At 74.2% G+C, this 15,143-nt stretch carries 11 protein-coding genes; 6 read left to right on the top strand and 5 right to left on the bottom strand.

Annotated elements, in window-relative coordinates; genetic code table 11:
- Positions 1-2,944: alpha/beta fold hydrolase (locus MHY29_RS07620; protein ID WP_239239681.1), on the top strand; the 2,944-nt coding region annotated here is incomplete at its 5' end.
- Positions 2,945-2,949: 5 nt separating this feature from the next.
- Positions 2,950-4,014 carry an NAD(P)-dependent oxidoreductase gene (locus tag MHY29_RS07625; RefSeq protein WP_255718711.1) on the top strand — a complete coding sequence of 355 codons (1,065 nt, stop codon included), beginning with the start codon at positions 2,950-2,952 and terminating at the stop codon, positions 4,012-4,014.
- Between the two features lie 76 nt (positions 4,015-4,090).
- Here the strand turns inward: MHY29_RS07625 and MHY29_RS07630 are convergent, their stop codons facing one another.
- Together MHY29_RS07630 and MHY29_RS07635 are read right to left on the bottom strand one after the other, a co-directional pair.
- Positions 4,091-4,471, bottom strand: coding sequence for a hypothetical protein (locus tag MHY29_RS07630; RefSeq protein WP_239239684.1), 381 nt, complete (start codon positions 4,469-4,471; stop codon positions 4,091-4,093).
- Between the two features lie 220 nt (positions 4,472-4,691).
- A complete protein-coding gene (locus tag MHY29_RS07635) occupies positions 4,692-6,797 on the bottom strand; it encodes a type IIA DNA topoisomerase subunit B (RefSeq protein WP_224354706.1) in 2,106 nt (701 codons plus the stop codon).
- Positions 6,798-7,024: 227 nt separating this feature from the next.
- Here MHY29_RS07635 and MHY29_RS07640 point away from each other — a divergent pair, with 227 nt between their 5' ends.
- Positions 7,025-7,240, top strand: a complete 216-nt coding sequence (locus MHY29_RS07640; RefSeq protein ID WP_224354705.1) for a hypothetical protein — start codon at positions 7,025-7,027, stop codon at positions 7,238-7,240.
- Between the two features lie 90 nt (positions 7,241-7,330).
- Here MHY29_RS07640 and MHY29_RS07645 read toward each other — a convergent pair whose 3' ends face one another.
- The 3 genes from MHY29_RS07645 to MHY29_RS07655 form a co-directional block, all read right to left on the bottom strand.
- Entirely contained in the window at positions 7,331-8,872 is a 1,542-nt protein-coding gene (locus MHY29_RS07645; RefSeq protein ID WP_370643479.1) for an RNA polymerase sigma factor, read from the bottom strand.
- A gap of 164 nt (positions 8,873-9,036) precedes the next feature.
- A complete protein-coding gene (locus tag MHY29_RS07650; protein WP_286670215.1) occupies positions 9,037-10,158 on the bottom strand; it encodes a DUF4192 family protein in 1,122 nt (373 codons plus the stop codon).
- 37 nt (positions 10,159-10,195) lie between these two features.
- Complete coding sequence (locus MHY29_RS07655) at positions 10,196-11,170, bottom strand: PAC2 family protein (protein ID WP_224354704.1); 975 nt, start codon at positions 11,168-11,170, stop codon at positions 10,196-10,198.
- Positions 11,171-11,362: 192 nt separating this feature from the next.
- On the opposite strand from MHY29_RS07655, the gene MHY29_RS07660 reads away from it, so the two are divergent.
- The 3 genes from MHY29_RS07660 to MHY29_RS07670 form a co-directional block, all read left to right on the top strand.
- The gene (locus tag MHY29_RS07660; protein ID WP_224354703.1) at positions 11,363-12,889 is read left to right on the top strand and encodes a leucyl aminopeptidase; all 1,527 of its coding nucleotides are present in this window, start codon (positions 11,363-11,365) and stop codon (positions 12,887-12,889) included.
- A gap of 108 nt (positions 12,890-12,997) precedes the next feature.
- Complete coding sequence (gene lpdA / locus MHY29_RS07665; RefSeq protein WP_239239690.1) at positions 12,998-14,377, top strand: dihydrolipoyl dehydrogenase; 1,380 nt, start codon at positions 12,998-13,000, stop codon at positions 14,375-14,377.
- A 98-nt stretch (positions 14,378-14,475) separates the two neighbouring features.
- The coding region (locus MHY29_RS07670; protein ID WP_305080755.1) for a biotin/lipoyl-containing protein at positions 14,476-15,143 on the top strand (668 nt) is incomplete at its 3' end.

Below are 15,143 nucleotides of genomic sequence, written 5' to 3' on the forward strand. Positions count from 1 at the left end.
CCTCCCCCCGTTCGACCAGCTGCCCGGCTGGGACCCCGACTGGTCGCGACTCGTGACCATCCGCTCCGCCGCGGACCTGCCCGGCGTCGAGCGCACCCTGCACGTCGCGGACAACGGGCCGCAGCTGGCCGCCCTCGGCGCCGAGCTCGCGGGCACGATCCTCGCCGTGCACGGAAACCCCACCTGGTCCTACCTGTGGCGCGCCCTCCTGGCGGAGACCACCCGCCGGGCCCGGCGCGGCCAGCAGGCCTGGCGCGTGGTGGCCCCGGACCAGCTCGACATGGGCTACTCCGAGCGCCTCGAGCATCCGGCCTCCCCCACCCCCTCCGAGATGGGCCGGGCCCGCAGCACCTACCGCTCCCTCGGGGACCGGCTCGACGACCTCGACGCCCTCACCGCCGCGCTCGGCCTCACGGACCTGGCCGCGACGGGCCACCCGCTGATCACCCTCGGCCACGACTGGGGCGGCGTCGTCTCCCTCGGCTGGGCCGGGCGCCACCGGGACGTCGTGGCCGGCGTCTCCACACTCAACACGGCGGTCCACCAGCCGCCGCAGGCGAAGATCCCCGCGCCCCTCCAGGCCGCCCTGGCCGGACCCGTGCTGCCCGCCTCCACCGTGAGCACGGACGCGTTCATCGCGGTGACCACCTCGCTGGCCAAGCCCTCCCTCGCCCCTGAGGTCCGCGCCGCCTACCACCTGCCCTACCCCTCGGCGGAGCGCCGCGGCGGCGTCGGCGGGTTCGTCGCCGACATCCCGGTGGACGCCTCCCACGGCAGCCACGCGGCCCTGGAGGAGGTCTCCTCCGGCGTCAGCGCGCTCGGCGCGCAGGGGACGCCCGCGCTGATCCAGTGGGGTGCGGACGACCCCGTCTTCCTGGACCGCTACCTCGACGACCTCCGCGACCGGCTCCCCGCCGCTCGCGTGCACCGCTACGAGGAGGCCGGGCACCTGCTGATCGACGACCGCGACGTCGTCACCCCGCTGCTCACGTGGGCCCAGCTGCTGACCGCCGGGCTGCTGGCGGACCCCGCCTCCGGGCTGCCCGGGCCGCGGCCCCACGCGGACGACGCCGCCCCGCGGACCTCGGCGCTGCCGCTGCTGCCGGAGGCCTCGCGCGGCGTGCACGTGGACATCGCCGACCACGCCTCCGAGGCCGGGTCCCCGGCGGGCCTGCCCCGGCTGTGGGACCGGCTCGAGGACTGGGGCGCGCCCGACTCCCCCATGCGGGAGTACACCGCCCTCGTGGACATGGCGGGCGCCGAGGCCTCGCGCGCCCTCTTCGGCGGGGCGCGCCGCCCCGTCGCCGTGTCCTGGGGCGAGTTCCAGGAGACCGTCTCGGCGATCGCCACGGGCCTGTGGGAGGCCGGCATGCGCCCCGGCGACCGGGTGTCCATGCTGGTGCCGCCCGGCCGCGACCTCTCCGCCGCCCTCTACGCCGTGCTGCGCGTCGGGGCCGTCGCGGTCGTCGCCGACCAGGGGCTGGGCGTCTCCGGGATGACCCGGGCCATGAAGTCCGCCCGCCCACGCTGGGTGATCGGGAAGACCGCTGGGCTCACGCTGGCCCGCGCGCAGAACTGGCCGGGCACCCGCCTGTCCGTCTCCACGCTGGCCGCACCGCAGCGCGCCCTGCTGGACGTGTCGGACTCCCTCTACGCGATGGTGGACCGCCACCGGGCCCCCGAGCTGGGCGTTCCCCGCGACGCCGCCGGCGCGCCGCTGCCCGTGCCGGAGCTCGGCGCGGACGCCGCGGTGCTGTTCACGTCCGGCTCCACGGGTCCCGCCAAGGGTGTCGTGTACACGCACGAGCGGCTCGGCCACCTCGTGCGGCTGATCGCGCGCACCCTGGACATCCGCCCGGGCGCCTCCCTGCTGGCCGGCTTCGCGCCCTTCGCCCTGCTGGGGCCCGCGCTCGGCGCCGCGTCCGTCTCCCCCGTGATGGACGTGACCAAGCCGGCCACGCTGACGGCCGCGGCCCTGGCCGACGCCGCGATCGCCGGACAGTCCTCCGTGCTCTTCGCCTCGCCCGCCGCGCTGGCCAACGTGGTCGCCACGGCCGGGGACCTCAGCGGCGAGCAGCGCACGGCCCTGCGTCAGGTCCGCCAGGTGCTCTCGGCCGGCGCCCCCGTCCACCCCGCCCTGCTGCGCCAGGTCTCCGCGCTCATGCCGGAGGCCGAGGTGAACACCCCCTACGGCATGACAGAGGGGCTCCTCCTCGCCAACATCGACGGCGAGACCATCCACGCCCTGCGGCGCGCCGACGACGCCGGCGTGTGCGTGGGCTCCCCGTTGCCCACGGTCGAGTTCCGCATCGCCCCCCTGGCGGAGGACGGCACCCCCGAGGAGGTCACCCTGGATCCGGCCGCCGGTCACGGCGTCCTCGGCGAATTCGTGGTCTCCGCGCCGCACCTGAAGGACCGCTACGACGCCCTGTGGTTCACGGACCACCAGTCCAAGCGCGACGGGCTGATCCGCCGCGACGGCCGCGTGTGGCACCGCACCGCCGACGTCGGCCACTTCGACGCCGAGGGCCGGGTCTGGATCGAGGGTCGCGCCCAGCACGTGCTCACCACCCCCGACCGCCCCCTGGCGCCCGGCGGCCCCGAGGGCGTCGTCGACGCGCTCGGGCCCGTCGCGCGCTCCGCCGTGGTGGGCGTCGGCCCGGCCGGGACGCAGGCCGTCGTCGTCGTGGTCGAGGCCGCGGTCCCGGCGGCGCGCCCGCCCCGCCGCGCCGGCCACCATCGGGACGGCAGGCCCAAGCAGGGCCTGGCCCCCACTGCCCTGGCGGCCTCGGTGCGCTCCGCGCTGGAGCCGCTGCCCGTGGCGGCGGTGCTGGTGGCGGACCACATCCCCACGGACATCCGCCACAACTCCAAGATCGACCGGCCCCGGGTCGCCCGCTGGGCCGAGGGCGTGCTCGCCGGGGGGACGGTGGACGGGCTGTGAGCCGCATGGGCTTCGAGGTCCACCTCGGGGACGACGGTCTGCTGCAGCTGGCCGAACGGGTGGAGCACCGGCGGGTCCTGGTCACGGGCGCCTCCGGCCTGCTCGGCTCGGGCGTCGCGCGCGTCCTGGCGGAGGCGGGCAACCCTGTCACCACCCTGCAGCGCCGGCCGTCCGGGGTGCCGGGCGCGGTGGACGTGCTCGGCTCGGTGACCGACCCGGCCGCCGTCGAACGCGCACTCGAGGGCGTGGACACGGTGGTGCACGTCGCCGCGAAGGTCTCCGTGAGCGGGCCCGAGGAGGAGTTCGCCGCCGTGAACGTGGAGGGCACCCGGATCCTGGTGCACGCCGCGCGGCGCCGGGGTGTGCACCGGTTCGTGCACGTCTCGTCCCCGTCGGTCGCCCACGCCGGCGCGTCGATCGTCGGCGAGGGCGCCGGCCCGGCGGACCCGGAGCACGCCCGCGGCCCCTACGCCCGCACGAAGGCGGCCGGCGAGCTGATCGCCCTGGGCGCGGACGCCGACGACTTCCGGGTGCTGGCCCTGCGGCCGCACCTGATGTGGGGCCCGGGTGACCTGCAGCTCACCGACCGGATCGTGCAGCGGGCCCGGGAGGGCCGGATGCCGGTGCTGGGCTCGGGCGCGGCGCTGGTGGACACGCTCTACACGGGCAACGCGGTGGAGGCCGTGGTGGCCGCGGTCTCCGCGGTGGACCACACCCACGGCGAGGCCCTCGTCGTGACCAACGGCGAGCCGCGCCCCGTGGGCGAGCTGATCCGCCGGATCGCGCTCGCCGGCGGCGCCCCGGAGCCCGAGCGCACCGTGCCCGCGGGCGTGGCCCGCCGCGCCGGCGCGCTCATCGAGCGGGCGTGGGAGCGCGACCTCTTCGGGGTCCGCTCCTCCGGGCGCGGCTCCGCCGACGGCGAGCCGCCCCTGACCGAGTTCCTCGCCGAGCAGCTGTCGACGTCGCACTGGTTCGACCAGCGCCGCACGCGCGAGGTGCTCGACTGGACGCCGTCCGTCTCGATGGACGAGGGCCTGCTGCGCCTGGCGGCGTACTACCGCGACCGCTGACCCTCCGGAGGCGGGAGGACGTCACCAGGACGAGCGGGCGCCCGCCGTCCTGTGGGGACCGCAGGGGCGCCGTGCCTCACCCGAGGGGGACGGGCTCCGGGTCCGGCTGGCGGCGGCCGGTCATGTACCGGCTCACGAGGGCCTGGTTCGCTACGGCGACCACGATGCCGAGCCCCGCGGCGGCGAGCACGAGCCCGGTGGGGTCGGCGATGCCGGAGATGAGGAACCGCGGGATCTGGAAGATCCCCAGGAAGTTCAGCAGGAACCAGGCCCCCTGTCGCTCACCGGCGTAGAAGACGGTCCTCCTGGCCTTCTCCTGGTCCACCACGAAGCGCAGCCCCGTCATGGACAGCAGGCCGAGGGCCATGAAGGCGGCCGCCCCGCCGATGGCTGACCACTCGGCGAGGTGGTCCTGCAGGCTGCACACCACCGAGGCCAGCCCGAACGCGGCGCCCACGCCGGCGGCGCGCCAGGCGGGGGCATCGCCCCGGAGCGTGCCGTCCCTCCCCTGAGAAGCGGCGGTGTGGCCCGTCCCAGCGTCGGAGCGCTCCGTGAGGGGCTCGCCGACTCGTCGACCTGTATTCTGAGCCACGGCGTCCGTGGCGGGAGCATAGCAAGGCCAGGGGTGCGTCCATGAGGGGCGGGGTCGGGGGGCGAGGATTGGCCGGCGGTGCGGGTCAGGCGTCGATGCGTTCGCGGTCCAGCTCGTCCGCGTTCGAGACGATGAACGCCTTGCGCGGGGCCACCGAGGAGCCCATCAGCAGCTCGAACACCCTCTCCGCGGCCTCCACCTCGGAGATGGTCACGCGGCGGAGCATGCGGTGGCGGGGGTCCATGGTGGTCTCCGCGAGCTGGTCGGCGTCCATCTCGCCCAAGCCCTTGTACCGCTGGATCGGCTCGCGGTAGGTGCGGCCCTCGGCCTCGAGCCGTGCGAGGACCTCGTGAAGCTCCGCCTCGGAGTAGGTGTAGATGACCTCCCGCTCCTTCTTCCCGCGGGTCACGGCCTCGATGCGGTGCAGCGGCGGCACGGCGGCGTACACCCGGCCGGCCTCCACCATGGGGCGCATGTACCGGAAGAAGAGGGTGAGGAGCAGGGTGCGGATGTGGGCGCCGTCGACGTCGGCGTCCGTCATGAGGATGACCTTGCCGTAGCGGGCGGCGTCGAGGTCGAAGCCGCGCCCCGCGCCGCCCCCGACCACCTGGATCAGGGCCGCGCACTCGGCGTTGGAGAGGATGTCGGAGACCGAGGCCTTCTGGACGTTCAGGATCTTGCCGCGGATGGGCAGGAGGGCCTGGAAGTCGGAGGAGCGGGCCAGCTTGGCGGTGCCGAGGGCGGAGTCGCCCTCGACGATGAACAGCTCAGAGGCGGCGACGTCGTTGGAGCGGCAGTCCGCGAGCTTCGCGGGCATGGTGGAGGTCTCCAGGGCGTTCTTGCGCCGCTGGTTCTCCTTGTGCGTGCGGGCCGAGATGCGGGACTTCATCTCCGCCACGACCTTCTCCAGAAGCGCGCCGACCTGCTGCTTCTGGCCGCGGGCCGTGGAGGTCAGCAGGGCCGTGAGCTCCTTCTCCACCACCCGGGCCACGATCCTGCGGACCGCGGGGGTGCCCAGGATCTCCTTGGTCTGCCCCTCGAACTGCGGCTCGGCCAGGCGCACGGTGAGGACCGCGGTCATGCCCGCCAGGACGTCGTCCTTGTCCGGACGGTCCGAGCCGGCCTTCAGACGGCGCGCGCCGGCCTCCACCTGGGCGCGGAACACCTTGAGCAGCGCCGACTCGAAGCCGGACTGGTGGGTGCCGCCCTTGGGCGTGGCGATGATGTTCACGAACGAGCGGAACACGGTCTCGTAGCCCACGTCCCACCGCAGGGCCACGTCCACCTCGCAGGTGCGCTGCACGTCCTGCATCTGCGTGCGGCCGTCCTCGCCGAGCACCGGGACCCGCTCCGTGAAGGTGCCGGAGCCCTGGATCCGCCAGACGTCGGTCACCGGCTTGGCGGGGGTGAGGTGGTCCACGAACTCGGCGATGCCGCCGTCGTACTGGTAGACCTCCTGGACCGGCCCCGCCTCCCCCGCCGTGCCCGTGAGGCGCCGCAGGTCGGTGACCGCGATGCGCAAGCCCGGGATGAGGTAGGCGGTCTGCCGGGCGCGCGCCTGGAGGTCCTCCATGGAGAACGTCGCGTCCGGGGTGAAGATCTGCTCGTCCGCCCAGTAGCGGACGCGGGTGCCGGTCTGCCCGCGCTTGGCCTTCCCGACGACGTCCAGCGGGGCGGCGTCGGCGGCCGGCTCGAACGGCGCGTCCGGGGTGGGGCGGGAGCCGTCCTGGAAGCGACCGGGCTCGCCGCGCCGGAACGAGAGCTGATGGACCTTGCCCCCGCGCACCACCTGCACGTCCAGGCGGGAGGACAGGGCGTTGACCACGGAGGCGCCCACGCCGTGGAGGCCGCCCGAGGCCGCGTAGGAACCGCCGCCGAACTTGCCGCCGGCGTGGAGCTTGGTGAAGACCACCTCGACGCCGGTCAGCCCCGTGCGCGGCTCCACGTCCACCGGGATGCCGCGGCCGTTGTCCGCGACCTCGACCGACCCGTCCGGGTGCAGCGTGACGTCGATGGACTGGCCGAAGCCGGCCAGGGCCTCGTCCACGGAGTTGTCGATGATCTCCCACAGGCAGTGCATGAGCCCGCGCGAGTCCGTCGAGCCGATGTACATGCCCGGACGCTTGCGCACCGCCTCGAGCCCCTCCAGAACGGAGAGGTGGCGGGCGGAGTACTCGGTGTTCGCGGGCACAGGGGGCGGTCCTTCCGGGGCGGCGGCGGGGTCGTCCCAGCCTACCGGCGCGACAGACGTGACAACGGTGGCCCCTCGGCCGCGGCGGCACCGGCGCCGCGTACGCGGGTGGCGAAACAGCGGGGCTCGGAGCCCGCGCCGGGAAGGAGGGTGCCATGCTGGGCGTTCCAGTGGACAGGATGCGGCGCGCTCCGCGCCCCTGACCCGAACGAAGACGAGGAGGACGCATGTCCATCACCGCCGTGGCCGAACCGGCCGCCCTCACCCGCGCCGACCGTTGCGACCGCTGTGGCGCCCAGGCCTACGTCCGCGCCGTGCTGCCCTCCGGCGGCGAGCTGCTCTTCTGCGGCCATCACGCCCGCGGCGTCGAGGCCTCGCTCCGCCCGCAGGCGGCCCTGTGGCAGGACCAGACCGAGGAGCTGGACGGCTCCACCGCCGCCTGAGACCGAGGCCCGGCTCATGCCGGCCCCTGATGACGACGGCCCGTCACCCTCCGCGTGGAGGGGACGGGCCGTCGTCGTGTGCGGGACGGATCAGTCCAGGTAGTCCCGCAGCACCTGGGAGCGGGACGGGTGGCGCAGCTTGGACATCGTCTTGGACTCGATCTGACGGATGCGCTCGCGCGTGACGCCGTAGACCTTGCCGATCTCGTCCAGGGTCTTGGGCTGGCCGTCGGTGAGGCCGAAGCGCATCGCGACCACGCCGGCCTCGCGCTCGGAGAGCGTGTCCAGCACGGAGTGCAGCTGCTCTTGGAGCAGGGTGAAGGACACGGCGTCCGCGGGGACCACGGCCTCGGAGTCCTCGATGAGGTCGCCGAACTCGGAGTCGCCGTCCTCGCCGAGGGGCGTGTGCAGGGAGATGGGCTCGCGGCCGTACTTCTGGACTTCCACGACCTTCTCCGGGGTCATGTCCAGCTCCTTGGCCAGCTCCTCCGGGGTGGGCTCGCGGCCGAGGTCCTGCAGCATCTGGCGCTGCACGCGGGCCAGCTTGTTGATGACCTCCACCATGTGCACGGGGATGCGGATGGTGCGGGCCTGGTCCGCCATGGCGCGGGTGATGGCCTGGCGGATCCACCACGTCGCGTAGGTCGAGAACTTGAAGCCCTTGGTGTAGTCGAACTTCTCCACGGCGCGGATGAGGCCGAGGTTTCCCTCCTGGATGAGGTCCAGGAACAGCATGCCGCGGCCCGTGTACCTCTTGGCCAGGGAGACGACGAGGCGCAGGTTGGCCTCGAGCAGGTGGTTCTTGGCGCGGCGGCCGTCGGCGATGATCAGCTCGACGTCGCGGCGCAGCCGGTAGTCCTCGGGCGGGTTCTCGGCGAAGTGGTGCTCGGCGTAGAGGCCGGCCTCGATGCGCATGGCGAGGTCCACCTCCTGCTCCGCGTTGAGCAGGGCGACCTTGCCGATCTGCTTGAGGTAGTCCTTCACGGGGTCGGCGGTGGCGCCGGCCACCACGACCTGCTGGACCGGGGCGTCGTCCTCGGAGTTGTCCATCACGAACGCACCCTTGGCGGCGGTCTCGGCGGGCTTCTCCGTGGTGGCGACCAGGTCCTCTGCGGCGGGGGCGTCCGAGCCGTCCGCGTCGGCGTCGTCCCCGTCCTGCGAGGCCTGCTCCGCGACGTCGTCGGCGTCCAGCTCGAGGTCCTCCTCCTCGACGAGCTCCTCTTCGGCCACGGCCTTGGAAGCGGTCTTCTTGGGGGCGCGCGTCGTCTTCTTGGGGGCCGCCTTGGCGGTCGACGTGGCCGTGGAGGTCCGCTTGCGCGGCGCGGCGGCGGGCGCGGCCTCGGTCTCCGCGTCCGCGGCGGCCTTCGTGGTCGTCGCCCCGCGCGTGGTGGTCGCCTGGGCGGCGGTCGACTTCGCGGTCGTCTTCTTCGCGGCGGTGGACGCGCCGGAGGCCGTCTTCGCGGCCGCGGGCTTCTTCGCCGCGGCGGCGGTGGTCTTCTTCTTCGCCGCGGTGGTGGTCTTCTTCGCGGCGGCGGCCGTCGTGGTCGAGGCGGCGGTCTCCTTGCCGTCCTGCTTGCCGCTGGTCGTCGAAGTGGTCACTCGAGGCCTTTCCGTCGGGGTGCCCGCCGTCATCGCGGAGCACGGCGTCATATGCACGTGACCCTGTCAAGTCCACGGACCGACGACGGCGTCGGCGGCCCCGTGGAGTGCAGGGTCTCGAAGTGCTCAACACGGGGAGGCCGGCGTCTATTCCTCCGCGGGCGGAGTCGAACCGCCTCGGCATGCGTCGAACCGCCTCATCCTCTCATGCCGGACGCCGGGTCCTGCGGATCCCACGGGGTCCAGGCGCGGCGGGGATCCGCCGCCCAGGCGCAGACGGCCCCCGCGTCCAGGATCCGCCTCAGCACCCCGACCAGCGGATCCCGGGGGGCGAGCCGCCTCGCCACGTCCAAGTGGGCGCCCGCCGCGGTGCCCTCGCCCCGTGCCCAGCAGATCCAGGCGGCGAGGGCGAGCGCCGGCGCGGCGCAGGGCGCCGGCGCGTCGGCCGCGAGCGCGCGCAGGGCGTCCCAGAGCCGGTCGAGGCGTCGCCAGTCCGGCCCGGGGTCGCGGGTGCCGGTCAGGAGCGCGGCGCGCTCCGCGGCGGGGAGCTCGTCCGCGGCGGCACCGGCGGCGGCGATCAGCAGGGCGTCCCGCCGGGCGGGGTGCTCGAGCCCGGCGCCGAGGCGGGCCCGTCCTGCGGGGCGCTCGGGCAGCCCGCCTCCGTCCAGGACGCGCTCCCACGCGGCCAGCCACGGTCCGGGCGCCTCGGGGCGGGCGCGGGCCGCCGTCCAGTGCGGGCGGTCCGGGGCGGCCGGGTCGAGGGCCGCGGGGGTGGGCACGGACCGGTGTCCCGCGCGCAGGCCCCAGACCGAGCCCGCGCCGATCAGGTGCAGGGAGAGGTCGGAGTGGCGGGGATCCACCTCCTCCAGCGGGCCGGGGCCTGCGCCCGGCTCCACCGGCCAGCGGGCGGCGTGCCCGGCGACGACGCCCCATCCCTCCCGCGCCGGGATCCCCCGGTCCCGCAGGGCCCGCACCAGGGGCGGCCACCAGCCGGGCGGCTCGAGTCCGCCCGCCCGGCCGGTGAGGCTCACGCAGACGACGGCGTCGGCCGCGGCGTCGCGACGGGCCACCGCGGCGACGGCCTCGGCCCAGTGCCTCGCGGCCGGGGGCGTCTCCCGTCCGGGCCGGTCCACCCGGACGACGGCGCGCAGCCGAGCCCGCGCGAGGGTCACCAGGAGGATGGACTCGCGCGGCTCGGTCCCGAGGACGTGGAACGCGTAGCCGAGCAGGTCGTCCACCCCACGGGCCCGCAGGACCGGCAGGTGGGGAGGCGTGACCCCGGCGGGGACGGCGGACGGGACGGCGGGAGGGTGATCCATGCCCTCCAGCGTGCGGGGCCGCACCCCACCCCGCCGGTCAGACCTGCGGGTCCGGGGACGGGGCGGGACCCTCGTCGTCCTGTGCAGGAGTCGTCGGCCGCGGCTGGACCGACTCGTCCCGCTCGGCGAGGTACGCCTCCACGGCGGAGGCGAGCTCGTCGCCGTCGGGGAGCTCGCCGTGGGACTCCAGCAGGGAGCGCTCCTGGCCCTCGGAGTTCTGGTCGTAGTTCTTCTCGAGACCGGTGATCATCGTCTGGACCTCGGGCGAGCCGGCGACCTGCCGCTCGAGCTCCGCGTCGACCTCGCGGGCGGCGTCGCGCAGCTCGTCCGTGGGGAGCATGAGGTCCAGGGAGGCGCCGGCGTACTCGAGCGCGGCGACGGCCGCCTGGGGGTAGCCCGCCTCGGCCACGTAGTGCGGCACGTGCACGGTGTAGCCCGCCGTCGGCAACCCCGCCTCCTCGGCCCGCAGCTCCAGGACCTGCACGAGCCCCGCCACGACGTCGGCCTCGGGGCTCCACGTGGACAGGCCCTCGAGCGCGTCGGCGCGGCTGCCGTGGGTGGTCACCCCGATGCGGCGGGTGTGGGGCACCGGCAGCGGCGCGGCGTCCAGGAAGGTGGCGGAGGAGGCCTCCCACTCCTGCAGCAGGCCCAGGAGGGCCGCGGTGAACCGGCCCCACTGCATGTCCGGCTCCGGCCCCGCCACCAGCAGGAACGGGTGGCCGAGCAGGTCCTCCATCAGCTCGACGTCGAGCGCGGGCATCCGCAGGTCCGTGTAGCGCTCGCGGTCGAACCGGATCCGTGGCCGCCGGGCGCGGTAGTCGTGGAGCTGGTCGACGTCGAAGCGGGCGACCGTGCGGTGGGCCAGCCGTTCCCGCAGCCCCGCGCCGACCTGCCGGCCGACGTGCCCCGCGTCGAGGTGGCCCGTCAGCGTCACGAGCACGCCCAGCCCGTCCGGCACGGCGTCCCCGGGTGCGGCGTCGTGCCGGGTGTAGAGCTGTGTGGGGTCCTGCACCTGTCCTGTCCTCCTCGTCCGTGGCTCCGCTGCGCCCGCGCCGGGCGGCCGAGTGCCTCTGGAGGGGCAACGGATCCGGGGTCGCCCCGTATTCCGCCCTGGCTAGGATGGGCTGGACGTCCCGGTGCGGACCCGCCATCGTCTGCGGCCACGCGCCCCGACGCACCGTCCCCTCCAGGAAGGAATCCCTCCGTGATCTCGCAGGAACGCCCGACCCTCATCGCCCGATCGCTCGCGGAGGTCACCGCGCCGGCCGTCGTCGTCGGCGTCGGCGCCGGCCCGGACGGGCCGCTGCTGCTCACGGACGCGCTGCCCGACGAGGCCGCCGTCGCCCTCGAGTCCTCCCTCGAGCTGCTCGAGGTCAAGGGGCGTCCGGACGAGGTGCACCGCCTGCCGGGCCTGTCCGGCTCCCGCTGGCCCCTGCTCGTTCTCGTGGGTCTGGGGGACCTGGACCAGGACGGCGGGGCCGACGACGAGGCGCTCCGCCAGGCGTCCGGCGCCGCCGTGCGCTCCCTGGCCGGCACGGAGTCCGTGGCCCTCGCCCTGCCGGCGGACACCCCGTCCCGCCTGGCCGCCGTCGCGGAGGGCGCCGCGCTGGGCGCCTATGCGTTCACGGCGTTCACGTCCGCCGGCGACACGCCCGGGCGCGCTCCCGTGTCGACTGTGGAACTCGTCACCCCCCTCCCGGCGTCCGCCTCCGAGCCCGTGCTGCGCCGCGCCGCCGTGATCGGCGACGCCGTCTGCGCCGTCCGCGACCTCGTGAACACGCCGCCCTCCCACCTGTACCCCGCCTCCTTCGCCGACGCCGTCGTCGGGGACCTCGAGGGCACCGATGTGGACGTGCGCGTCTGGGACGAGGCGCAGCTGGCGGCCGAGGGCTTCGGCGGCATCGTCGGCATCGGCCAGGGCTCCTCGCGCCCGCCGCGCCTGGTGCGCGTGGAGCACGCCCCGGCCGGCGCGCGCGCACACGTGGCCCTCGTCGGCAAGGGCATCACCTTCGACACCGGCGGCATCTCCCTCAAGCCCCCGGCGTCCATGATGACGATGAAGTCGGACATGGCCGGCGCCGCCACCGTGTTCGCCGTGGTGCGCGCCGCCGCGGCCCTGGAGATCCCCGTGCGGGTGACCGGCTGGCTCGCCATGGCGGAGAACATGCCCTCGGACACGGCCCTGCGCCCCTCCGACGTCCTGACCATGCACGGCGGGAAGACCGTCGAGGTGATGAACACCGACGCCGAGGGTCGTGTCGTCATGGCGGACGCCCTCGTGGCCGCCACGGACGAGCGACCGGACGCCGTCCTCGACGTCGCCACCCTGACCGGCGCCCAGCTGGTCGCCCTGGGCGTGCGGCACACCGGTGTCATGGGCGACGAGGCCCTGCGCAACGAGGTCGTGGCCGCGGCCGGCGCGGCCGGCGAGCTCGCCTGGCCCATGCCCATCCCGGAGCAGCTGCGCCCCTCCCTGGACTCGCGGGTGGCGGACATCTCGAACATGGGAGAGCGGTTCGGCGGCATGATGACGGCCGCCGCGTTCCTCCGCGAGTTCGTCGACGCCGGCCGCCCCGCCGCGGAGCGCGCCGAGTCCCCCACGCCCTGGGCGCACCTGGACATCGCCGGCCCCTCGTTCAACGAGTCCGCCGCCTACGGCTACACCCCGCGCGACGCCACCGGCACGATGGTGCGCACCCTGGTGGGTCTCATCGCGGGACGTGCCGGGTAAGGTTTCACGAAGACGCCTCCACGCCGCACCCCCGGCGGATCCCGGGACCGTGCGGCCGGAGGGCATCGCCAACGACTCCACACACACCCGACCTCAAGGAGCATCACCGTGGCCGATTCGGCAACCGCTCAGGAATTCGACGTCCTCGTCCTCGGCGGTGGCTCCGCCGGGTACGCCGCAGCCCTGCGTTCCGTGCAGTACGGCAAGTCCGTCGCCCTCGTGGAGAAGTCCAAGGTCGGCGGCACCTGCCTGCACTGGGGCTGCATCCCCACGAAGGCCTACCTGCACGCCGCCGAGGTGGCCGACGAGACCCGCAACGCCGCCAAGGTCGGCGTCAACGCGACCCTCGAGTCCGTGGACATGGCGAAGGTCCGCGACTACAAGGACGGCATCGTCTCCGGCAAGCACAAGGGCCTGGCCGGCCTGCTGAAGATGCGCAAGGTCCAGGTCATCGAGGGCGCCGGCAAGCTCGTCTCGAAGAACGAGGTCGAGGTCGACGGCACCCGTTACACGGCAGAGAACATCGTGCTGGCCTCCGGCTCCGTGTCCAAGACCATGGGCCTGCCCATCTCCAAGAAGATCATGACCTCCACGGAGGCCCTCGAGCTGGACTACACCCCGAAGTCGGCCATCGTGCTCGGCGGCGGTGTGATCGGCTCCGAGTTCGCGTCCCTGTGGAACTCCTTCGGCGTCGACGTCACCATCATCGAGGGCCTGAAGACCCTGGTCCCCAACGAGGATCCGGCGATCATCAAGGTCCTCGAGCGCGAGTTCAAGAAGAAGGGCATCAAGACCAACCTGGGCACGTTCTTCGACAAGGTCGAGGAGACCGACTCGGGCGTCAAGGTGACCCTCGCGGACGGCAAGGTGTTCGAGGCCGAGGTCTGCCTCGTCGCCGTCGGCCGTGGCCCGAACACCGAGGGCCTCGGCTACGAGGAGCAGGGCGTCAAGATGGACCGCGGCTTCGTCCTCACCGATGAGCGCCTGCACACCGGCGTCGGCAACATCTACGCCGTGGGAGACATCGTCCCCGGCCTGCAGCTGGCGCACCGCGGCTTCCAGCAGGGCATCTTCGTGGCCGAGGAGATCGCCGGCAACAAGCCGATGGTGGTCGAGGACATCAACATCCCGAAGGCCACCTTCACCGAGCCGGAGATCATGTCCGTGGGCTACACCCAGCCCAAGGCGGAGGAGAAGTTCGGCAAGGACAACGTCGAGGTCGCCGAGTACAACCTGGCCGGCAACGGCAAGTCCTCGATCCTCGGCACCGGCGGCATCATCAAGATGGTCCGCCAGAAGAACGGCCCGATCGTGGGCGTGCACGGCATCGGCAAGCGCATCGGCGAGCAGATCGGCGAGGCGCAGCTCATCGTGAACTGGGAGGCCTACCCCGAGGACGTCGCCCAGTTCGTGCACGCGCACCCCACGCAGAACGAGGCCCTGGGCGAAGCCGCCATGGCTCTGTTCGGCCACCCGCTGCACAGCTGACCCACCGCACTGACCATCCCGGGTCCGTGCGTCGGGCCCACCTCGCAACCCCGGGTGGGCGCCCCCGGCGTCCACCCCTCATGAGGAGCATCGGAACCATGTCTGAAACCGTGAACCTGCCCGCCCTGGGCGAATCCGTCACCGAGGGCACCGTGACCCGCTGGCTCAAGGCCGTCGGCGACGAGGTCGCCGTCGACGAGCCCCTGGTGGAGGTCTCCACCGACAAGGTCGACACCGAGATCCCGTCCCCCGTGGCCGGCGTGCTCGAGGAGATCCTGGTCGAGGAGGACGACACCGTCGAGGTCGGCGCCCCGCTGGCCACGATCGGTGACGGCTCCGGCGGCGGCTCCGCCGACGCGTCGGAGGACGACGCCGCGGCCGAGGAGCCCGCCGTCGAGGAGGCGCAGCAGGACGACGCCCAGCAGGAGCCCGCCGGCGAGCCGGCTCCGGAGGAGCGCGCCTCCACCGACCAGGGCTCGGACGAGGCCCCGTCGGCCGGCGGCGAGGACTCCGAGGTCACCCTGCCCGCGCTGGGCGAGTCCGTGACCGAGGGGACCGTGACCCGCTGGCTGAAGTCCGTCGGCGACGAGGTCGAGGTCGACGAGCCGCTGCTCGAGGTCTCCACCGACAAGGTCGACACCGAGATCCCGTCCCCCGTCGCCGGCACCCTCGTGGAGATCCTGGCGAACGAGGACGACACCGTCGAGGTCGGCGCCGTGCTGGCCCGCGTGGGCTCCGGCGCCGCCCCCGCCGCGTCGCAGGACCC

Source organism: Micrococcus sp. ACRRV, assembly GCF_022346985.1.
Classification (GTDB): Bacteria; Actinomycetota; Actinomycetes; order Actinomycetales; family Micrococcaceae; genus Micrococcus; species Micrococcus porci.

Coding starts and splice junctions, on each gene's coding strand:
- MHY29_RS07625 (WP_255718711.1), top strand. CDS start 2,950: ATGGGCTTCGAGGTCCACCTCGGGGACGACGGTCTGCTGCAGCTGGCC.
- MHY29_RS07640 (WP_224354705.1), top strand. CDS start 7,025: ATGTCCATCACCGCCGTGGCCGAACCGGCCGCCCTCACCCGCGCCGAC.
- MHY29_RS07645 (WP_370643479.1), bottom strand. CDS start 8,872: ATGACGGCGGGCACCCCGACGGAAAGGCCTCGAGTGACCACTTCGACG.
- MHY29_RS07650 (WP_286670215.1), bottom strand. CDS start 10,158: ATGGATCACCCTCCCGCCGTCCCGTCCGCCGTCCCCGCCGGGGTCACG.